The organism is Pseudarthrobacter sp. MDT1-40-2 (assembly GCF_059383595.1).
Genome location: NZ_JBWZCL010000001.1, coordinates 1,255,616 through 1,273,622 on the forward strand (window position 1 = coordinate 1,255,616; position 18,007 = coordinate 1,273,622).

General features: G+C 63.5%; 23 protein-coding genes, 1 pseudogene and 1 riboswitch. Of the genes and pseudogenes, 14 read left to right on the forward strand and 10 right to left on the reverse strand.

The genetic code is table 11. The features are described from left to right. Positions 1–63: 63 nt before the first annotated feature. Together AC50X5_RS05860 and AC50X5_RS05865 are read right to left on the reverse strand one after the other, a co-directional pair. A complete protein-coding gene (locus AC50X5_RS05860; protein WP_494975135.1) occupies positions 64–315 on the reverse strand; it encodes a hypothetical protein in 252 nt (83 codons plus the stop codon). Between the two features lie 228 nt (positions 316–543). Then, the gene (locus AC50X5_RS05865; protein WP_494975136.1) at positions 544–819 is read right to left on the reverse strand and encodes a hypothetical protein; all 276 of its coding nucleotides are present in this window, start codon (positions 817–819) and stop codon (positions 544–546) included. A 173-nt stretch (positions 820–992) separates the two neighbouring features. On the opposite strand from AC50X5_RS05865, the gene AC50X5_RS05870 reads away from it, so the two are divergent. From AC50X5_RS05870 to AC50X5_RS05885, 4 genes are all read left to right on the forward strand, one after another. Then, on the forward strand, positions 993–1,682 hold the full coding sequence (locus AC50X5_RS05870) for a TetR/AcrR family transcriptional regulator C-terminal domain-containing protein (RefSeq protein WP_494975137.1): 690 nt from the start codon (positions 993–995) through the stop codon (positions 1,680–1,682). 156 nt (positions 1,683–1,838) lie between these two features. Further along, positions 1,839–4,055 carry a catalase gene (locus tag AC50X5_RS05875; protein ID WP_494975138.1) on the forward strand — a complete coding sequence of 739 codons (2,217 nt, stop codon included), beginning with the start codon at positions 1,839–1,841 and terminating at the stop codon, positions 4,053–4,055. A 173-nt stretch (positions 4,056–4,228) separates the two neighbouring features. Then, the gene (locus AC50X5_RS05880) at positions 4,229–4,618 is read left to right on the forward strand and encodes a cupin domain-containing protein (protein WP_494975139.1); all 390 of its coding nucleotides are present in this window, start codon (positions 4,229–4,231) and stop codon (positions 4,616–4,618) included. A gap of 156 nt (positions 4,619–4,774) precedes the next feature. Beyond that, positions 4,775–5,641, forward strand: coding sequence for a DUF4031 domain-containing protein (locus AC50X5_RS05885; RefSeq protein ID WP_494975140.1), 867 nt, complete (start codon positions 4,775–4,777; stop codon positions 5,639–5,641). Between the two features lie 20 nt (positions 5,642–5,661). On the opposite strand, the gene AC50X5_RS05890 is transcribed toward AC50X5_RS05885, so the two are convergent. Further along, a complete protein-coding gene (locus AC50X5_RS05890; protein ID WP_494975141.1) occupies positions 5,662–5,928 on the reverse strand; it encodes a hypothetical protein in 267 nt (88 codons plus the stop codon). A 107-nt stretch (positions 5,929–6,035) separates the two neighbouring features. On the opposite strand from AC50X5_RS05890, the gene AC50X5_RS05895 reads away from it, so the two are divergent. Then, positions 6,036–6,422, forward strand: coding sequence for a VOC family protein (locus AC50X5_RS05895; RefSeq protein ID WP_494975142.1), 387 nt, complete (start codon positions 6,036–6,038; stop codon positions 6,420–6,422). Position 6,423: 1 nt separating this feature from the next. Here AC50X5_RS05895 and AC50X5_RS05900 read toward each other — a convergent pair whose 3' ends face one another. From AC50X5_RS05900 to AC50X5_RS05910, 3 genes are all read right to left on the reverse strand, one after another. After that, positions 6,424–6,825: a YccF domain-containing protein gene (locus AC50X5_RS05900; protein ID WP_494975143.1), complete on the reverse strand. Its 402-nt coding sequence runs from the start codon at positions 6,823–6,825 to the stop codon at positions 6,424–6,426. A 71-nt stretch (positions 6,826–6,896) separates the two neighbouring features. Then, positions 6,897–7,289 carry a hypothetical protein gene (locus AC50X5_RS05905; protein ID WP_494975144.1) on the reverse strand — a complete coding sequence of 131 codons (393 nt, stop codon included), beginning with the start codon at positions 7,287–7,289 and terminating at the stop codon, positions 6,897–6,899. Positions 7,290–7,408: 119 nt separating this feature from the next. Continuing rightward, complete coding sequence (locus AC50X5_RS05910; RefSeq protein WP_494975145.1) at positions 7,409–8,512, reverse strand: WXG100 family type VII secretion target; 1,104 nt, start codon at positions 8,510–8,512, stop codon at positions 7,409–7,411. 140 nt (positions 8,513–8,652) lie between these two features. Between AC50X5_RS05910 and AC50X5_RS05915 the strand changes: the two genes are divergently transcribed. Both AC50X5_RS05915 and AC50X5_RS05920 read left to right on the forward strand, forming a co-directional pair. Beyond that, on the forward strand, positions 8,653–8,979 hold the full coding sequence (locus AC50X5_RS05915) for an ArsR/SmtB family transcription factor (RefSeq protein ID WP_494975146.1): 327 nt from the start codon (positions 8,653–8,655) through the stop codon (positions 8,977–8,979). Continuing rightward, positions 8,976–9,644, forward strand: a complete 669-nt coding sequence (locus AC50X5_RS05920) for a cation diffusion facilitator family transporter (RefSeq protein ID WP_494975147.1) — start codon at positions 8,976–8,978, stop codon at positions 9,642–9,644. The genes AC50X5_RS05915 and AC50X5_RS05920 overlap by 4 nt, the downstream gene beginning before the upstream one ends. 9 nt (positions 9,645–9,653) lie before the next feature. Here AC50X5_RS05920 and AC50X5_RS05925 read toward each other — a convergent pair whose 3' ends face one another. Next, the gene (locus AC50X5_RS05925; RefSeq protein WP_494975148.1) at positions 9,654–10,277 is read right to left on the reverse strand and encodes a phosphoribosylanthranilate isomerase; all 624 of its coding nucleotides are present in this window, start codon (positions 10,275–10,277) and stop codon (positions 9,654–9,656) included. A gap of 79 nt (positions 10,278–10,356) precedes the next feature. Here AC50X5_RS05925 and AC50X5_RS05930 point away from each other — a divergent pair. From AC50X5_RS05930 to AC50X5_RS05945, 4 genes and pseudogenes are all read left to right on the forward strand, one after another. Next, positions 10,357–11,000 (forward strand): annotated as a pseudogene (locus tag AC50X5_RS05930) (HutD/Ves family protein). Between the two features lie 67 nt (positions 11,001–11,067). Next, on the forward strand, positions 11,068–11,598 hold the full coding sequence (locus AC50X5_RS05935) for a ferritin (protein WP_494975149.1): 531 nt from the start codon (positions 11,068–11,070) through the stop codon (positions 11,596–11,598). Between the two features lie 88 nt (positions 11,599–11,686). Further along, a riboswitch (guanidine-III (ykkC-III) riboswitch) is annotated at positions 11,687–11,752 on the forward strand. Positions 11,753–11,761: 9 nt separating this feature from the next. Continuing rightward, the gene (locus AC50X5_RS05940; protein WP_494975150.1) at positions 11,762–12,085 is read left to right on the forward strand and encodes a DMT family transporter; all 324 of its coding nucleotides are present in this window, start codon (positions 11,762–11,764) and stop codon (positions 12,083–12,085) included. Further along, positions 12,085–12,495, forward strand: coding sequence for a DMT family transporter (locus AC50X5_RS05945; protein ID WP_494975151.1), 411 nt, complete (start codon positions 12,085–12,087; stop codon positions 12,493–12,495). Before AC50X5_RS05940 ends, AC50X5_RS05945 begins: the two co-directional genes overlap by 1 nt. Here the strand turns inward: AC50X5_RS05945 and AC50X5_RS05950 are convergent. From AC50X5_RS05950 to AC50X5_RS05960, 3 genes are all read right to left on the reverse strand, one after another. Further along, positions 12,470–12,730 (reverse strand): hypothetical protein, encoded by a 261-nt coding sequence (locus tag AC50X5_RS05950; protein ID WP_494975152.1) that lies wholly within the window; start codon positions 12,728–12,730, stop codon positions 12,470–12,472. The two genes, AC50X5_RS05945 and AC50X5_RS05950, sit on opposite strands and share 26 nt — an antisense overlap. Positions 12,731–12,865: 135 nt before the next feature. Beyond that, the gene (locus AC50X5_RS05955) at positions 12,866–13,642 is read right to left on the reverse strand and encodes an SDR family NAD(P)-dependent oxidoreductase (RefSeq protein WP_494975153.1); all 777 of its coding nucleotides are present in this window, start codon (positions 13,640–13,642) and stop codon (positions 12,866–12,868) included. Between the two features lie 69 nt (positions 13,643–13,711). Then, positions 13,712–14,536, reverse strand: a complete 825-nt coding sequence (locus tag AC50X5_RS05960) for a sugar phosphate isomerase/epimerase family protein (protein ID WP_494975154.1) — start codon at positions 14,534–14,536, stop codon at positions 13,712–13,714. A gap of 187 nt (positions 14,537–14,723) precedes the next feature. Here AC50X5_RS05960 and AC50X5_RS05965 point away from each other — a divergent pair, with 187 nt between their 5' ends. Genes AC50X5_RS05965 through AC50X5_RS05975 form a run of 3 tightly spaced genes read left to right on the forward strand, consistent with a single transcriptional unit; the run spans position 14,724 to position 17,988 of the window. Further along, entirely contained in the window at positions 14,724–16,061 is a 1,338-nt protein-coding gene (locus AC50X5_RS05965; protein WP_494975155.1) for an MFS transporter, read from the forward strand. 23 nt (positions 16,062–16,084) lie between these two features. Next, entirely contained in the window at positions 16,085–16,972 is an 888-nt protein-coding gene (locus AC50X5_RS05970) for a transketolase (RefSeq protein ID WP_494975156.1), read from the forward strand. Beyond that, positions 16,969–17,988: a transketolase family protein gene (locus AC50X5_RS05975; RefSeq protein ID WP_494975157.1), complete on the forward strand. Its 1,020-nt coding sequence runs from the start codon at positions 16,969–16,971 to the stop codon at positions 17,986–17,988. The genes AC50X5_RS05970 and AC50X5_RS05975 overlap by 4 nt, the downstream gene beginning before the upstream one ends. The last annotated feature ends 19 nt before the right edge of the window (positions 17,989–18,007 follow it).

Here is an 18,007-nt window from a genome sequence, read left to right on the forward strand (position 1 = left end):
GGCCACGACGGCTGGTACACCGCCCGGGGACGTCTCTGCTCGTCGTAGTGGTCGTTGTGTTGCTTAGACCACGGCCCGGTAGCTGTTCAGTATGTAATCCACTGCCGCTGGGCCCGTCATGGCCAGGCTCTGCCCGGGCATGGAATTCTGATTCATCGCAGCCCAAAAAGCGTGCTCTGTTTCCGGGGTCTCTCCGGAGAGGTGGCACCAGCTGGTGTACAGGCCGTAGAAGGAATCACCGTCAAGAGTCGAATCGGACTGCGGAACACGGTAGGTAGCTTCGTGAAGAAACCGGTCAAATTGCGATTGCGCCATGATGGCTCTTTTCAAAACACAGTGCAAAAGTATCCGCCGTTCTGCTACAGCGGCCTCAAAACCCGATGCCCTGCACGGGTACATCGGGCGGTACTGCCGAAAGTATTGTGGACCCTGAACCTAGGCAGGCTAATCCAACTGGCGAGACCAGACAGCCCTGGCGCAACATCGTTGTGATGCCGCGCCACGAGCCGTCAGTTCCAGGCTCTCGGGCCGGAAGCGCGCGGGTTAGGCGTGGCTGCTGTTGCTGCGGTTGCCGGCCTTGGCCAGGCCTCGGGCCACCATCAGACCTACCGTTAGGAAGGTGATGTACTGCATCGCGTCATTGGCGTTGAAGACGTCGACGCCGTTTTCGCTGGCGTCGTCCCCAACAACTGTCCCCGTGATGATCGTGGCTATAACTGCCGCGACGTAGACGGCGAACTCTAAGGTCCGTGTCGAGATCTTGATGTCGTTGGCGTTACGGACAACGGTGGAGTTCTCGTTCTGGGTGTGCATAGTCATGTTTCTCCTGAGACTGTGATGTGAGCGGCCCTGGCGGCCGTGCAAACCCTGATCTCTGCTAAAACCATGTCGACAACTTCTCTACGATGTAGACTTTACCTGTAGACTGGTATTTAAGCAAGCTCACTTATCTCCCGTGGCCGGGTTTCAGGCAAGCAAAAGGACGGACCGTTATGGTTTCCCCCAAAGAACCAAAAAGCCCACCAGGTGCCCGTACCGCGCGGCTGAGCAGAGAACTTGTGCTGTCCACCGCGCTGGCCCTGGTGGACAAGGAAGGCCTTGAGGCCCTGTCCATGCGCCGCCTGGGGCAGGAACTCCGGTGTGATCCGATGAGTCTTTACCGCTACGCAGCCAACCGTGCAGCCCTGCTGGACGGGGTCTCCGAAGTGGTCCTCGATGAGCTGTCCATATTTCCCGAAGACCCGGACTGGCAGGCGCAGCTTCGCAGGATCGCCCACGACCTGCGGCTCCTGGCCCTGCGGCACCCTAACGTGGTGCCATTACTGGTCACCAGGCCCCTTTCCACGCCCTTGGGATTGCGCCCGCTGGGGACGTTGCGGCCTCTGGAGCAGATCCTGGCGCTGCTGATCGAGGCCGGCTTCGCGCCGGCTGTGGCCCTGCACGTTTATCGGGCGTACTACGGGTTCCTCTATGGGCACATCCTGAACGAACTGCAGGAATATATCGTGGATCCGGAAGAAAGCGAAGCCATCCTACGCCTTGGCCTGCACCGCCTGCCAGCGAAAGACTTCCCCCACCTCCGGGCACTGGGTCCGGTCCTCGCCGACTACGACGGAGCTGCAGAGCTCGATCAGGGACTGAGCATCCTCCTCACCGGACTCGCCGCTCACTTAACTAATTGATCCCTACCTGACAGACAAGCCGGCGTTGAAGACCGGAACGACGGATATCTGGAAGGATTTGTGACCTGGGACAACGTTGCCTAGGGTACAAAGCATGCTTAGTATCCCGGTTTCGGCAGAGGACTGCTAGGTTTCCCATCCTGAGGAGAAGAATCCATGCCAGAAGAAAGCACCATCCATATTCCCGGCGTCCCCGCCAGCGAGCCTGCCAGTCTGGAAGAACCAACAAATCCGCGCGAGCCCCTGCCACCTAAACCTGACCAGCGAGGACCTGAAGCGGTTTCGCCCACCGGAAGTCCGACAGGGGCACCGGCCACGGCGCGCGCCCAGTCCGGCCAGTACCTGACCACCGCCCAGGGGCTGCGGCTTCGCGATACTGATCACTCCCTGAAAGCCGGTTCGCGCGGGCCCATCCTGTTGCAGGACCACCACCTGCGGGAAAAGATCACGCACTTTGACCACGAACGCATCCCCGAGCGCGTGGTCCACGCCCGCGGCGCCGGAGCCCACGGCGTCTTCCGTTCCTACGGCACCGCAGCCAACATCACCCGCGCAGGCTTCCTGGCCAAAGACGTTGAGACGCCGGTATTCGTTCGTTTTTCCACCGTGCTGGGCTCCCGCGGCTCTGCTGACACCGTTCGTGACACGCGCGGATTCTCCACCAAGTTCTATACCGACGAGGGCACCTACGATTTGGTCGGCAACAACATCCCGGTCTTCTTTATCCAGGACGGCATCAAGTTCCCCGACATCGTCCACGCCGCGAAGCCGCACCCGGACCGCGAGATCCCGCAGGCTCAGAGTGCCCACGACACGTTCTGGGATTTCGTCTCGCTGCATACCGAGGCCCAGGCGCACACCATGTGGAACATGTCCGACCGGGGCATCCCGCGTTCCTACCGGACCATGGAAGGCTTCGGCGTCCACACGTTCCGGTTCGTCAACGTTGAGGGCAGAACAACCCTGGTCAAGTTCCATTGGAAGCCAAAGCAGGGCGTCCACTCGCTGGTGTGGGAGGAAGCGCAAATCATCAACGGCATGGATCCGGACTTCCACCGCCGGGACCTCGCCGATGCCATCGAAGCCGGTGCCTACCCCGAGTGGGAGCTCGGCGTCCAGACGTTTCCGGACACTGAAGACCAGATGTTTGAAGGCATCGACCTGCTCGATCCCACCAAGTTCGTGCCGGAAGAACTCGCTCCGGTCCAGCCCATCGGCGTCATGACCCTTAACGCCAACCCCACAAACTTCTTCGCCGAAACCGAACAGGTCGCTTTCCACCCCGGACACCTCGTTCCCGGGATCGACGTCACCAACGATCCCCTGCTCCAGGTACGCCTCTTCTCATACCTGGACACCCAGATTTCCCGGCTCGGAGGACCCAACTTCGGCCAGATCCCCATCAACCGGCCCCAGTCCCCTGTCAATGACATGCTGCGCGATGGCATGCACCAGCAGGCGGTCCACGGGGGCGTGGCTCCCTACCAACCCAACTCCCTGGACGGCGGCTGCCCGTTCCTTGCCGGACAGGACATCGGTGCCTTTATCGATGTGCCGGAGGAAGTGGCGGCCTCCATCAAGGAGCGAAAGAACCCGGCCTCTTTTGATGACCACTACAGCCAGGTGGGCCTCTTCTTCAGAAGTCTGAGCGCCGTGGAGCAGGACCACGTGATCCAGGCCTACACGTTCGAGCTTGGCAAGTGTTACGAAAAGTCGATCCGGGAACGGCAGCTGGCGGCCCTGGCCAACGTGGACGCCGGCCTGTGTGCCGCAGTGGCCAGGGGCCTGGGCCTGCCCGTCCCGCAGGCAACGGAACAAGTGCCGGAGTCTAACCCCAGCCCAGCCCTGTCACAGGTGGGCAAAACCTGGCCCGTTGCCGGTCGGGTCGTCGGAATTGTCGCCGATGAAAACAGCGACCTTGCAGCCGTGAACGTGGCCCGCAAGGCACTGGACGCCGAAGGTATCGTTCCTCTGGTGATCGCTCCGGCAGGCGGATTCCTGGGAACGGAGAACGACGGCGGGGTCCCCGTGCAGCGCACGTATCTCACCGCCCGCTCTACTGAGTTCGACGCCGTCATCATTGCTGCTGCGGCCGCTCCGGCTCCCGACGCAGCACCCGGACTCGACGCCAAGGCGGGTGCTCCAGGAGGTACTTTGGATCCCCGTGCCGTGCTGCTGCTGACTGAAGCATTCCGCCACGCCAAAGCCATTGGCTCCTTCGACGCCAGCTCCGAGGCTCTGATGGCGGCAGGCATACCCAAGGATGCGCCAGGAATCATCACCGGCGGGAACGCGGAAGCCCTTGTAGCGCAATTGACCGGGCTCTTGGCAGCCCACCGCGTCTGGGAACGGTTCCCCGCCGCAACGGTCTAGGAAACGAAAAGCATGCCAACGAAGGGGGGCGCCGTCATCGAATGCCGCCGGCGGCGCTCCCCGCCGCGTTCCCGCGCTAACCCTGGCGACAAAGTCCACGCCGCAGGAGTGCGTAGGTTCGCAGCCAGCCCGGGAACCCTTGTTGGCACCATGCCGCAGTCCTACCATTAAGCATGAGTACGCCAAGCGGTCCCCGCGTGATCCGGGCAGGTGAGGGCGATGTCACTGGCGAGCCCGGGCTGCTCGACCGGTACCTGATCGAGAGCGCGGACTCCAGCGCTGGCGTGGCGATCGTCGAGCACGTGCTGGGCCCTCACTGGTTGGCTGCGCCGATGCACCGGCACAGCCGGGAAGACGAATACACATTTGTGTTGACGGGCACCCTCGGAGTTATCGAGGACGGAATCGAGGTCACGGCTTCGCCTGGGGATCTGGTCACCAAGCTGCGCGGACGCTGGCACACCTTCTGGAACGCAGGCGACGACGAACTCCGCGTGCTTGAAATAATCGTGCCCGGCGGCATTGACAAGCTGTTTCCGCCGGCTTGCCGAACCCGGGGGTGAGTACTCCCCCGAAACGCTGCCCACCCTGGCAGCCGAATACGGCTGCGACGTGGACTTCGATGCCACGATGCCGGTGGTCCAGCGGCATGGGCTGGTGTTTTGACCGGACGGCAGGGATGTCCTTGACGCTGCCCTGCCCCGGCTAGACTTCCGTCCATGATCTACCTCGACCCGCCACTGTGGCCTGCCCACGGCACGCACTTTGCGCACCTGGTTTCAGACACGTCGCTGGCGGAACTGCACGCCTTCGCGACGGCAGCGGGCATTCCGGAACGGGCGTTCGACGGCGATCACTACGACGTACCGGAACGCCGCATCCCGGACCTCATTGCCGCCGGCGCCATCCCCGTGGAGGGCAGGGTGCTGGTGCGGAAGCTGATCGACAGCGGCCTGCGGATCCCCGCCCGGGCCAGGAATTCCTCCCTCAAGGTGCCGTTGTTGAACCGGTGGAATGACGTTATGGCGGGGCACGACGCCCTGTTTCTGGACCTCTATGAGCGCTGGGGCGAGGAGCACCGCAACTACCATGGCCGCACCCATCTGCTGGCCATCCTCGAGGCGCTGGACTTGCTGGCCGAGCCCGCCGCCCCGCCCAGGACCGTGGTTCTTGCCGCCTGGTTTCACGATGCCGTGTACCGCGGGATACCGGGCAAGGACGAGGAGGAATCAGCCCGGCTCGCCGAGGTTCGGTTGCTGCAGGCAGGCATTCCTGCGGCCGATACTGCGGAGGTTGCCCGGCTGGTGCGGCTCACGGCCGGCCACCGGCCCGGACCGGAAGATATTGACGGCGCCCTGCTCTGCGACGCAGATCTGTCCATTCTGGGCAGCGAACCCCAGGCATACTCGCGCTACCTGGCCGCCGTCCGGAAAGACTACGCGCACATCGGCGACGCCGACTTTGCGGCCGGGCGCGCCGCCGTCGTGCGTTACCTTCTGGAACTGGAACCGCTCTTCAGTACTCCACGTGCACAGAGCCTCTGGCTCGGCGCCGCCCGGCGGAACCTCCAGGCCGAACTGGCGTAGCCTGATGGGGAGCAGCGCAACTACTGCCGCTCGCCCATGCCTGGCTGGACCGGGACAAACTCGATTGTCTGGTTGACGCGCTTCTTAGAACCGCGGGAAAAGCCCTTGGCATCGAGCTGGTTCTCTGCACGGTATTCGGCAAGCGCGTGATCGTACGCGGCGTTCAGTGTGCCGCCGGCCACCACCTCCTGCGTCCCGTCGTTGAACATGACAGTGACGCTGACACTGGCCGGAAAATGGCGCTTCATCCGGATGAAGCCGTCAGGATCCTGCTGCAGATTGATCAAAGGGGGTACCCGCTTCCGCGATTGGTGGGCTCCAAGTCTAAGCCGCGTCCCGTGCCGGGTCCGCCCCGGGGCTGCCCTGAAACGAAAGTTCATGCCAAACTGCTGGAATGACGTTACGACTCCAGTGCGTGGTTATCGATTCCACCGAACCCCGGGTCCCGGCCGCCTTCTGGGAGAAGGCCTTGGGCTGGCGGCGCACCGAGGATAGCGACGACGAGGTTTGCCTCGAACCGCCCAAGGGCAGCCCGGAGGACGGGGTCTCACCGGACCTGCTGTTCATCCGCGTCCCGGAAAGCAAAACGGTCAAGAACCGCCTGCACCTCGACCTCCGTCCCGACGACCGGGATGCCGAGGTCGCCCGCCTTGAAGCCCTGGGCGCAACCCGCGTCTCGGTCGGCCAGGGCGACGACGTCACGTGGGTGGTGCTGGCGGACCCGGACGGCAACGAATTCTGCGTGCTCCGCGCCCTTCGTGAAGGCGAAGCGGATAGCTGAATCAGCGGTAGGCGCTGATAAACGGCCGGTCGGTGGGTACGATCTGCTTGCCCAGCGGCATCAGCGAAACAGGGATGAGCTTCAGGTTGGCGATGGCTAACGGGATGCCGATGATGGTGATGGCCATGGCGATCGCGGTCATGACGTGGCCGATCGCGATCCAGATTCCCGCTACTACCAGCCAGATGACGTTGCCCAGCAGCGCGAAGGGGCCGTTGCCGCCGGGTTTGTCCACCACCATGCGGCCGAACGGCCAGAGTGTGTAGGCCGCGATCCGGAACGAGGCGATGCCCCACGGGATAGTGACGATCAGCACACAGCAGATGATGCCTGCCACGAAGTAGCCAATGGCAAGCCACAGGCCGCCGAAAACCAGCCAGATGATGTTGAGCAGTGTTTTCATGGTCCCATTCTGCCTTGCGGGGTGAACCAAAACCCCAAGGATTAGCCTGACCGGTCCCTGATTTTTGGAGTTCAGCGCCCCGCGGGGAGTTGATAGAGCGCAACGTGGACAGTGCCAAGGTCCGACGGCGGGATGGCCACCCGGAAGGCCGGACCGCGTCCGGAATCTGAATCCTTCGAACAAAGAGTGGAGCCGTCCGCCAACTCAGCATCGCGGAAGACCAACGCGTCCTGCGGTCCGATCCGGGCGCCCGGTGCCACCAGAGCCCCTGCTGACTGGCACGCAGCCTTCATCTCTGCGGTGTCAGCTCTGAAGCTGGTCAAGGATGCGTTCTCGAATGGTTCCAGCGGGCTCTGGTCCACGGTGATGTTATCCGCGCTTGCGGGAAGTTCGAGCCCCAGAGGCTCAAACAAGGACACCACGACGTCGCGGGGGTCGCTGGCGCCGGTGGATTGAGGTTCCATGTCTGTTCCTGTCGTCGTCGTCCCTACGGGCGTAGTCCCTGTGGCCGCAGGGTCTTCCGGCATTGCACATCCAGCAAGCAGGAGGCCGGCGATTAGCAGGCCGGCCATGGCGCGCCGGTTCATTTCACGCTACCCGAGCTGTGGCGCGTGGAAGATTCGCCGGTCATGTCGTAATTCTGTGCGATTCCCACTTCGTTGAGCCTTCCCAGCTGTTCGTCGGACACGTTCAAGGGACCGATGTCCGTGGACTTGCCACCATCCCAGTTGTACCGGTCACGATAGCTCACGCTGGTTTCCGTCTTGTAGGTCCACTCACCTCCCGGCGTGCTGGGCGGGTACACGGTCACTTGCCCCTGGGTGCTGTAACTGACGCCGCCGCTGGCATAGAACCAATCGTCGCTCTGATCCTTGCCGATGTAGTAGCCGGTCCAGTCCGTGCTCACCGGATAGGTCACCGGTCCGCTCGCTCCGGAGTTCCTGGCGTCTTCCACCGCGCTCCTGGCAAGGTTCTCGACGTCGGCGTCTGCCTGACCGGCGAAGTCCGGGACGTCGTTGAGCATCTGGTCAACGTCCTGTTCAAGGGGATCACCGGAGTTCCCAAGGAAATGCAGCAGGTTCCGCGATGCGTTGGGGATCACCGGCGCAGCAGCGTTGGCCGCGGCTTCAACCCCCAGCTTGGCCGCATGGTCCTTCAAACCGGCGACTTCGGAGCCGTGCTCCTGTGAATCGCCGTCTGAGGACCACGGCGGCGCCTCCGGCTTAGGTACGTCTTCACCCGGCACCGGCTCACCGAGGCCACCGGGGTAGGCCTCCTCCCCTGGTGTATGTCCCCCCGGATCGGTTCCCTCATTCTCACGGCCGGTGCGCGATCCGGCTGAACCACGGGATTCATCCCGGCGGTCGGTGCTGCCCGACTGGCCATCGTCGGATTGGCCGCCGCCCTGCCCGCCCTTGCTCTGGCTGGCATTCTCCTGCTGCTCGGCGTTGGCCTGCAACGCTTTGGAGGCCTGCAGGAGGCTTTGGACAGCCGATTTGGAACGGGGCATCAAATCGTCCTGCCAGGATTGCCGGAATTCGCGCATGTCGGGCCCAATCCAGGCGCCCGGCGCGTCCAGCATCGAGGAGAGGCTCCGGACTGACGAGCCGATCCGCTCGGCGCTCTCGGCCATCTGCCGGGAGAGGGCACGCAATTGCTCAGGATCGGCGCCAACAAAGTCAGTCATGGAAGCATCCTGTCAGAGCTGTAGGGAAACGCCCATGGGAAGTAGTTCCCATGCGCGTCAGCCAACCGAACCCATCCTCGTCGTGACACTGAGGATAGTACATCGTTGCATGAATACACCGGTCAATGTACCGTCGAGGAATGGAGACGCTCACCCACGCCCCGGTCCTCGCGCGCTTTGGCTACGCCGTTTCTGATCCCACGCGGGCCAGGATCCTGCTGGCCCTGGCGGAGGCTCCGGCCCATCCCTCCGACCTTGCCGAGTCCCTCGGGGTATCGAGGCAGAGCATTTCCAACCATTTGACCTGCCTTCGCGGCTGCGGCCTGGTGGTGGCAGTTCCTGACGGCCGGAGGACGCAGTATGAGCTTGTTGACGCCCGGCTGGGCCACGCCATCACGGACCTTCTCGGCGTAGTGCTTTCCGTGGATCCGGCCTGCTGCGCCCCTGATGACGAGTGCGTGGCATGAGCGTCACGCTCGCCCTTTCACCGTCCTCTGCACGACGGGCTGTCCTCACGCGCCGCATCCGGCTGCTCGCCGCAGGCACCATCACCTACAACGTGATTGAAGCCGTGGCAGCGCTGTGGGCAGGCGGTGTGGCGGACTCTTCCGCGTTGATCGGTTTCGGCTTGGACTCGGTGATCGAGGTTGCCTCCGCCGTCGCCCTATCGTGGCAGTTTGCCGCCAAGGATCCGGAGCGGCGCGAGCATCTCACACTGCGGATCATCGCCATTTCCTTTTTCTCGCTGGCGGTTTTCGTAGCCATGGACGCCGTCCGCTCTCTCGTCGGCGGGGACCCGGCGCAGCATTCCACCGCGGGCATCGTGATCGCCGCCCTGAGCCTTGCGATCATGCCGGTGCTGTCCTGGCTGCAGCGCCGCGCCGGCCGTGAGTTGGGCTCCCGGAGCGCCGTGGCCGATTCCAAGCAGACCCTGCTCTGCACTTACCTCTCGGCCGTCCTGCTCGTGGGGCTGTTGCTGAACAGCGCGCTCGGCTGGTGGTGGGCGGACGCCGGCGCCGCGCTGGTGATCGCCGGAATCGCCGTCAAGGAAGGCCTCAACGCCTGGAAGGGCGAGGCCTGCTGCACAGACTGCGGTCCTGTGAAGAGCGCTGCCCCGGGGTCTCTGCCCTGACTGCAGGCGCTATTTTTTCGCGGCCGCCACAAACGCGGTGATCTTCGCCAGGTCCTTCACACCACGGGAACTTTCGACGCCGGAGGAGACATCCACGCCCCATGCACCGGCCGCCTCTGCCGCAGCTGCCACGTTTCCGGCGTCGAGCCCGCCGGCCAGAAGCCACTGCCGGCCGCCGGCAGCTCCGGAAGTACCGGCGTCGTCCGCCCAGCGGTCCCGTACCGACGCATAATCCCAGGCCTCACCCGAACCGGGCACGGCGGCATCAACCAGGATGATGTCCTCTCCGAAGTCACCAAAGGCTTCGTCCGGAGCACCGATGGTGACGGCGCGGATGACCTTGAGCCCGGCGTTGTGCGCTGTTGCAACGTCAACCGCCGTCCGCTCGCCATGCAGCTGGATCCACTCAAGTCCGGCGGTCAAGGCGGCTTTGACGGCGTCAGCGGCAGATTCATGGCGAAAGACTCCCACGGCAGCAACCCCCTTGGGCACCTCCAGCAGCAGGTTGCCCGCACGCTCGGCGGACACCTCCCGCGGGCTGGGCGTGAGGACAAAACCGACGGCGTCCGCGCCCGCCTCAACGGCAATCCGGACGGACTCCGGCGTACTCAAGCCGCACACTTTGACGAACATTGCAGGCTCCTCCACGTTTTTCATCCCTTATGACGTTAGCAAGAACGGGCCGCGGAAAGGAGCCGGATAGGGTTGGGAGATGGAGATCATTCGGTTCGCAGACCTTCGCCCCCAACCCTGGCGCAACGGCGGCGGGGTAACTCGTGAGCTTGCCTGCCACCCTCAGGCGGCTTCGTCGCAAGACGGCACCTGGGACTGGCGGATCAGCATCGCGGAGGTGTCCAAGGAAGGCGATTTTCTGCGTTTCCCGGCATGGAACGGGTCCTCACCGTGGTGGAAGGTGAGCTGTTCCTGCTGACCGTGAACGGCAACGAGCACCCGCTGGAGAAGTACCGTCCCTTCCGGTTCTCCGGCGATGCACAGGCCTACGGCGCCCTGCCCACCGGCAACGTCCGGGACCTCAACGTCATCACCCGCGCCGGGGCCTTCAAGGGCTACACCTCCATTATTGAATTGTCTAAAAAGCGCGCCCACCCCGTCTTCGCAGGCCAGTTCGGCGTGCTGCTCCAGGGCCAGGCCAGCGTGAGCGATGGCGCGCCCGCGGATACCGGTGGCGGCCCCGGCAGCGGCACCGAGGCAAGCACCGGCGAAAGCACCCCCTCGCCGGCTGAACCCGTGGCACTCAACCGCTTTGACGCCGTCGTGGGTTCCGATTCCCGCAGCCCCGAGATCCTGGGCCGCGGGTTCCTTGCCGTGGTGTCCATCGACAGCGCTGGAGGCTAGGCTCGCCTACGTTATCCCAGCCTTTCCACACTGGAGGGATGCATTACCCCGGCCTAGACTCTGGCTTATGACGATTTCACGATTCAACCAGCTTTTGTCCGCTCAGGTAGGCAATGAGTTTGCGGCTTCCCAGCAGTACATTGCCGTGGCCGTTTGGTTTGCCAACCAGGATCTCCCGCAGCTGGCCAAGTACTTCTACCGCCAGTCCGTAGAGGAGCGCAACCACGCCATGATGATGGTCCAGTACATGCTGGACCGCGATCTTCCCGTGGCCATCCCCGGCATCGGCACCATCCGCAATGATTTCGCCTCCGTCACCGAGCCGCTGGCCCTGGCGCTCGAGCAGGAAAAGCAGGTGACTGCAGCCATCGAGGCGCTCTTCCGCGCAGCCCGTTCCGAGGACGACGCCTTGGGCGAGCAGTTCATGCTGTGGTTCCTCAAGGAACAGGTGGAGGAAGTTGCTTCAATGACCACGCTGCTGAACATTGCAGAACGTGCAGATAACCTGTTCGACATCGAGAACTTCATCGCCCGCGAATCCGTGGGCGACGCCGGGCACGACTCCTCCGCTCCCGAGGCTGCGGGCGGCATGCTCTAGCCTCCCCCTATTCGCCCTGGCACTCCGCCCGGCGGTGAGGTTGGCCACCAAAGGTGGCCACCCGCCGTCGGGCGTTGCTATGTTGAAAGCAAGGTTCCCCTCCGGAGCCTCCGGACGACGGTTCAGTACCCGGAACGCGACAAGACTGGCCAAAGGATCTTTGATGTCCTGGTTAATCCTCATTGTGTCCGGCGCACTCGAAGCCGTGTGGGCTGCCTCCCTGCATAAAGCTTCCAAAGCCACCGGCCGGCGGCGCGTCGTCCCCGCAGCAGTCTTCCTCATCTCCGTCCTGGCGAGCACCGGCGGCCTCGCCTTCGCCATGCAGTCCATCCCCACCGGCACGGCGTATGCCGTCTGGGTAGGTGTAGGCGTGGTCCTCACCAGCATTTACGCCATTGTCACCAGGGTTGAACGCCCGACGGCGGCACGCCTCTTCCTGCTCGCCGGGATCGTCACCTGCGTGGTAGGCCTTAAGGTGGTGGCGTAATGCGGACGAGTACCGTTGCCTGGCTGGTACTGCTGGCTTCCGCCGTGCTGGAAGCCGTGTGGGCCACCGCCCTGGGCCTGTCCGAAGCGTTCACCCAGCCGCTGCCCACCGCCATTTTTGCCGTCACCGCAACCATGAGTCTGCTGGGGCTGGGCTATGCGATCCGCACCATTCCGCTGGGTACCGGCTACGCCGTCTGGGTGGGCGTGGGCGCGGCACTGACCGTCATCTGGGCGATGGCCACAGGGGATGAGCCCTTCAGTGTTTTTAAACTCCTGTTTATAGCCGGGATCGTCGCCTGCGCCGGCGGACTCAAGTCGCTGCGCGACGAGAAGCTTCCGGATCCACCTCAGCGCACAGGCCGGGCCGTCACTACAGAAGGCGTCAGGAACGTCCCGAAAGATGCTTAGCAGCCATCTTGTAGCAGACCTTTCCGTCGAGCTCCTGTGGCCGGATCCGCACCTGGTAACCTTCGGCGGCGGTGAAAATCGCCCGCCCGTGCCTGTCGTCGGCGGCCAGCCAAACCGCGGATGAATCCGGCATGGCGTCGTCAACGACTCCTGACCGGACATGCCGGAAATCCCTCCAGATTTCAACCGGCGTGCCAATCAGGCGACTCCAGTCCCGGTAAGAATACGAGTTCATGATTGTCCTCCGGCTTTGCGCGGGCATGCCCAGGTCCCTTCGCAGTCAGTCAGGACCTTGATTTCCGACGCCGACGTGAAACCGTCCTGGCAGATTTTAGTCATGGCGTGTTCCGGTTCCCTGGCGGCTCGCGTCCTAGTGGAGGTGGCTTCCACCGTTGATGTCCACGGTGGTGCCGGTGAGGTACGCGGCGTCCTCGGAGGACAGGAACGTGATCACGGCGGCGACTTCCTCGGTGGTGGCGTTGCGGCCCAGGGGAATGCCCGCGTTGATGGCTGCCTCCTGCTCCTCGGTGCTGCCGACGCGGATGTTCGTGTCCACGGCGCCGGGCGTAATGGCGTTGACCGTGACGCCGGTGGTGCCGAGTTCACGGGCCAGGGCCTTGGTGAAGCCCAGGATGGCTGCCTTCGCAGCGGAGTAAGGGACCTTGCCGAAGACGCCGCCGCCGCGCTGTGCGGACACTGAGGACATGTTGACGATCCGGCCCCAGCCGTTCTCAATCATGTCCGGCAGGAAGGCCTTGGTCACCAGGTAAGTGCCGGTAGCGTTGACGTCCATGACCTTGTGCCACAGTTCAAGGGTGGTCTCCAGGAACGGAAGCGGCGAGGTGATGCCCGCGATGTTCGCGACGCCGCCGACGACCGGAAGGTTGCCGCTGCTGACCTCGGCCTTGACGGCCAGGTAGGCGGCGTCGACGGACGCTTCGTTGGCGACGTCGATCTCGTGGCCGAACCCCGGAACGCCAAACTCGTTGCTGATTTCTGCCGCAACCTTGGCGGACTTTTCGCCGTCGAGGTCCAAAATCACTACTGCCCACCCCTCCCTGGCATAGCGGCGGGCAGTGGTCAGGCCGATGCCGCGGTCGGAGGTGGCCCCGGTGAGGACTGCGGTGCGCTGGATGGCGTTGCTCATGATGCTCCTACTTTGATGAGTTGATGAATGTTCGAAGAAAGCTGGTTGTGTGGCTGATGGACATGCTGCTCAGATGAGGTCTGAGATGAAGCTGGCCGCCTTGGCAGCGGCCGCCGGGCGTTCGTCGTGGGTTACGTCCCGCGTTTCAAGCTCGAGTGAATAATGGCCGGTGTAGCCGTGGCTGGCGAGTCGTTTCAGGCCGGCCGCAAAATCGGCATTCCCGTTGCCGATGCTGAGGTTGATGTTTCCCGGCACGGCGTCCCGCAGGTGGACATGAGAGATTCGGCCGCAGTGCCGGTCCAGGTACTCCAGAGGGTCTTCCCCCGCTGCCACGATGTGGCTGAAGTCCATGACGATTCCGATGTCGCTTCCTTTCAGACGCTTAGCGAGCAACTCCGCCCGCTCCAGATTCCAGCAGTACCGCAGGAAGTGCAGGGACTCGGTCCACAGTTCGACGCCGGCCTCCGCCGCACGCTCCCCTGCCCACCGAAGCTGACCGGCGATGGTGTCCAGGTCCTCTTCGAGGCTTAGAACCGGCTCGTGGCTGAGTGCTCCGCACGGCAGGACCAGGGCCTTCGCTTCGGTCTTGGCTGACAGGGCCAGGAGCGCGTCGAGATGCCGGGACCGGGCGGCGTGTTCCTCCGCGCCGAGTACGGCGTTGAGATCACCGATGTCCCCGTTCACGGAGCGCACCCGGAGCCCGGAAGCCTGCACTTCCGCTGCCACTTCATTGACAGCCGCTGCATCCAGTTCGTACGGAACGTGGTCGCAAACGCCCGGAAGTGCACCCAGATCAATCTCATCGAAGCCAAGGCCTGCGATGGTTTCCAGCGCTGGGCCCAGCCTCTGGTGCCGAAAGCTGATGGACGAGCATCCGAGTCGGGAGTTAAACATCGTTGTTGATCCTCTGCGAAGCGTGGGTGACCTGAATCACTCTAGGCGCTTTATTGTTAACAGTCAACCTCAGACATTGACGGTTGACAGTAGGAATGACGCAGGTCACACTTGTCGTATCATGTGTTAACAGTCGACAGTGCCGAGGCGCCCAACAGCCCGGACACTCATCGAAAGGGATTCATCAATGAGCAACGAAGCTCTCAAAATGCGGGGCCACGTCCACGGCACCAAAGACGCCAAGCGCGTCGCCATCGGCTCCGGTGTTGGCGCCGTCATCGAGACGTACGACTTCATCGGTTTCGGCACTGCTGCGGCCCTGTACTTCGGAACGGTCTTTTTTCCCAACACCGACCCTGTGACCGGGACTCTGGCAGCCTTCGCCACCCTGGGCGTCGGCTTCGCCGCCCGCCCCATCGGCGGAATTATCGGCGGTCACCTTGGCGACAAGGTGGGCCGCAAACCCGTTTTGGTCGCTTCCCTGATTTTGATGGGTGTGGCTACCTTCCTCATCGGACTGCTTCCTACGTACGAGCAGGTGGGCTTGCTCGCTCCGGCGCTGCTGGTCTTCGTCCGCGTTGTTCAGGGCCTGGCTTTCGGTGCTGAATGGGGCGGCGCCATCCTCATGAGCTACGAACACGCACCATGGAAATCAAAGGGCAGGTACACCGGCATTGTGCAGGCCGGCTTCCCCGTTGGACTCCTCCTGGCCAACCTCGTGTTCCTGGTGAGCGTTAACCTCGGGGGCGAGCTCGCCTGGCGCGTTCCCTTCCTGGCCAGCATCGTCCTCGTGGCCGTCGGACTGATCATCCGCGCCAAAGTGCCTGAGTCCCCGGTCTTCGATGAGGTGAAGGAAAGCGGCGCAATCGTCAAGAATCCCATCATCGAGGTCATCAAGACCGACTGGCGCAGCATCGTCCGCGGCATTGGCCTCCGCATCGCCGAAACGGCAGGCTACGCCGTCTCCATCACATACATGATTTCCTACCTCCACACCCAGCAACTGGCGGACAAGACCGAGACCCTCGTGGCCCTCTGCATCGCCTCCTTCATCGGCATCTTTGCCACCATGGCGTGGGCCCGCTTGACGGACCGGATCGGCCGGCGGCCCCTGTACATCTGGTCCACAGCCTTTGCACTCCTGTTCGGGATACCCATGTTCCTGCTGGTGAACACGGGCATGTTCATCTTCGTCATCGCGACCATCGTCATCTCCTACGCCGTCTGCCAGAACTCCCTGGCCGGTGCGCAGGGCCCCTGGTTCCCGGAACTGTTCCAGGCCAAGACCCGCTCTTCCGGCGCCTCGCTTGCCTACCAGATCTCCGCCATGGTCTCCGGCTTCACCCCGTTCATAACCACCTTGCTGTTCGTCGCCCTTGGATGGATGGGCCCGGCCCTGCTCTTCAGTTTCTACGCAGCCATCGGCCTCTGGGCAGCGCTGGTCACCCGCGAAACCTGGGGCAAACGGGAACGGCAACTGGCAGATGAAGCCACCAACAACACGGCCAAGCCGGTGAGCGTCTAATGACCACCATGGAAGAAGCTCCAATGACAGCCACACAGAAAACCCTGCCTCCCACCGCCAACCGCGTTGACAGCGTCTCCGCCGCCGCGTACCGGATCCGGCACCACGCCCTGAATATGGGCGAAGTACAAGGCCAGGGGTACGTGGGCCAGGCTCTGGGAGCCGCGGATATGTTCGCAGCCGTGTACGCGGATCAGTTGCGCTTCCGGGCCCAGGACCCACACTGGGAAGCGCGTGACCGTTTCCTGCTCTCCACCGGCCACTACGCAATCGGGCATTATGCAGCCCTCGCTGAGGCCGGCATTGTCCCGGTGGAGGAGCTTGAAACCTACGGCTCCGACGATTCCCGGCTCCCCATGTCCGGGATGTCCACCTACACGCCCGGCATGGAAATCTCCGGCGGCTCCCTGGGCCATGGCTTGTCGATCGCCGTCGGAATGGCCTTGGGCCTTCGGTACCAGGGGTCCAACTCCCGGGTGTTCAACTTCCTCTCCGACGGCGAACTGGATGAGGGATCCACCTGGGAGGCCGCCATGGGTGCCCATCATCACCAGCTGGGCAATCTGATTGCCATGGTGGACATCAATGCCCTGCAGGCTGACGGCAAGACTGACACAGTGCTCCGGACCGAACCGGTGACCGAGAAGTGGGAAGCCTTCGGCTGGTACACCCAGCGGGTCGATGGCAACGACATGACCGCGCTGCTGGAAGCCTTCGATAACGCTGCAGACCAGGCCGCCGCCGTCGGACGTCCTTCCGTCATCTTGTGCGACACGAAGGTCGGACGCGGTGTTCCGCTGCTGGAAGACCGCGAGAAGGCGCACTTCATGCGCATCGAAGAACACGAATGGCAGGTCTGCCGCGAGCAGCTCACCGCCGGATACGAAGCCACCGAAGGAGACACCAAGTGAGCACCACCACCGAGGCTCCTGACACCACGACAGCCGTCAAGCCCAAACTGAAGACGTCGGCAATGATCGCCTCCTTCGCCGACCCCGGCCAGAAGACCGCTTCTGCACCCTTCGGGCACGCCCTGGTCAAGGCCGCGCAGGAAAACGACAAGATCGTCGGGCTCACCGCGGACCTGGGCAAGTACACGGACATGCATATTTTTGCCAAGGCCTTTCCGGAACGGTTTTTCCAGATGGGGATGGCAGAACAGCTGCTCTTCGGTGCCGCCGCAGGCCTTGCCGAGACCGGGCTGGTCCCTTTTGCCTCAACGTACTCGGTATTCGCCGCGCGCCGTGCCTATGACTTCCTCTGCCTGGATGCTGCCGAACCAAACCTGAACGTGAACATCGTGGGCGGGCTGCCCGGCCTGACCACCGGGTACGGGCCAAGCCACCAGGCCACAGAAGACATGGCGATCTTCCGCGGCATGCCCAATCTGACGATCGTGGATCCCTGCGACTCGCTCGACATCGAACAGGCAGTTCCGCAACTCGCCGCTTCGGACGGACCCACCTACCTGCGCCTGCTCCGCGGAAACGTCCCCACAGTGCTGGATGAGTACGATTACACCTTCGAGCTTGGCAAAGCCAAGGTGCTGCGCGGCGGCAACGACGTGGTGTTTGTTTCCAGCGGCCTGATGACCATGCGGGCCCTGCAGGCGGCCAAGGCACTGGCGGCACACAACGTGGACGTGGCCGTCGTCCACACCCCCACCATCAAGCCGTTCGATGCCGCCACGGTGCTCGCGGAGATCGACACCGACCGGCTCGCCGTGACGCTGGAGAACCACAGCGTCATCGGTGGTCTCTTCGAGACCGTCGCCTCGGCGGTCGTCACTGCGGGACTCGGCAAGCGGGTGGTGCCCATAGCGCTGCCGGATGAGTTCCTGGATGCCGGGGCACTTCCTACCTTGCATGAGCGCTACGGACTGACCGTGGACCGCATCGTGGCGAAAGTCCTCGCAGAACTGAAGTAGGCATTTCCCTGGAAGCGCG

Bases quoted from the DNA above. Each gene is read 5' to 3' on its own strand.
- AC50X5_RS05860 (WP_494975135.1), bottom strand. From the start codon at position 315: ATGGCGCAATCGCAATTTGACCGGTTTCTTCACGAAGCTACCTACCGT.
- AC50X5_RS05945 (WP_494975151.1), top strand. From the start codon at position 12,085: ATGCGGACGAGTACCGTTGCCTGGCTGGTACTGCTGGCTTCCGCCGTG.
- AC50X5_RS05900 (WP_494975143.1), bottom strand. From the start codon at position 6,825: ATGAAAACACTGCTCAACATCATCTGGCTGGTTTTCGGCGGCCTGTGG.
- AC50X5_RS05970 (WP_494975156.1), top strand. From the start codon at position 16,085: ATGACAGCCACACAGAAAACCCTGCCTCCCACCGCCAACCGCGTTGAC.
- AC50X5_RS05950 (WP_494975152.1), bottom strand. From the start codon at position 12,730: ATGAACTCGTATTCTTACCGGGACTGGAGTCGCCTGATTGGCACGCCG.
- AC50X5_RS05875 (WP_494975138.1), top strand. From the start codon at position 1,839: ATGCCAGAAGAAAGCACCATCCATATTCCCGGCGTCCCCGCCAGCGAG.
- AC50X5_RS05870 (WP_494975137.1), top strand. From the start codon at position 993: ATGGTTTCCCCCAAAGAACCAAAAAGCCCACCAGGTGCCCGTACCGCG.
- AC50X5_RS05925 (WP_494975148.1), bottom strand. From the start codon at position 10,277: ATGTTCGTCAAAGTGTGCGGCTTGAGTACGCCGGAGTCCGTCCGGATT.
- AC50X5_RS05905 (WP_494975144.1), bottom strand. From the start codon at position 7,289: ATGGAACCTCAATCCACCGGCGCCAGCGACCCCCGCGACGTCGTGGTG.
- AC50X5_RS05910 (WP_494975145.1), bottom strand. From the start codon at position 8,512: ATGACTGACTTTGTTGGCGCCGATCCTGAGCAATTGCGTGCCCTCTCC.
- AC50X5_RS05915 (WP_494975146.1), top strand. From the start codon at position 8,653: ATGGAGACGCTCACCCACGCCCCGGTCCTCGCGCGCTTTGGCTACGCC.
- AC50X5_RS05880 (WP_494975139.1), top strand. From the start codon at position 4,229: ATGAGTACGCCAAGCGGTCCCCGCGTGATCCGGGCAGGTGAGGGCGAT.
- AC50X5_RS05965 (WP_494975155.1), top strand. From the start codon at position 14,724: ATGAGCAACGAAGCTCTCAAAATGCGGGGCCACGTCCACGGCACCAAA.
- AC50X5_RS05895 (WP_494975142.1), top strand. From the start codon at position 6,036: ATGACGTTACGACTCCAGTGCGTGGTTATCGATTCCACCGAACCCCGG.
- AC50X5_RS05955 (WP_494975153.1), bottom strand. From the start codon at position 13,642: ATGAGCAACGCCATCCAGCGCACCGCAGTCCTCACCGGGGCCACCTCC.
- AC50X5_RS05940 (WP_494975150.1), top strand. From the start codon at position 11,762: ATGTCCTGGTTAATCCTCATTGTGTCCGGCGCACTCGAAGCCGTGTGG.
- AC50X5_RS05960 (WP_494975154.1), bottom strand. From the start codon at position 14,536: ATGTTTAACTCCCGACTCGGATGCTCGTCCATCAGCTTTCGGCACCAG.
- AC50X5_RS05865 (WP_494975136.1), bottom strand. From the start codon at position 819: ATGACTATGCACACCCAGAACGAGAACTCCACCGTTGTCCGTAACGCC.
- AC50X5_RS05885 (WP_494975140.1), top strand. From the start codon at position 4,775: ATGATCTACCTCGACCCGCCACTGTGGCCTGCCCACGGCACGCACTTT.
- AC50X5_RS05920 (WP_494975147.1), top strand. From the start codon at position 8,976: ATGAGCGTCACGCTCGCCCTTTCACCGTCCTCTGCACGACGGGCTGTC.
- AC50X5_RS05935 (WP_494975149.1), top strand. From the start codon at position 11,068: ATGACGATTTCACGATTCAACCAGCTTTTGTCCGCTCAGGTAGGCAAT.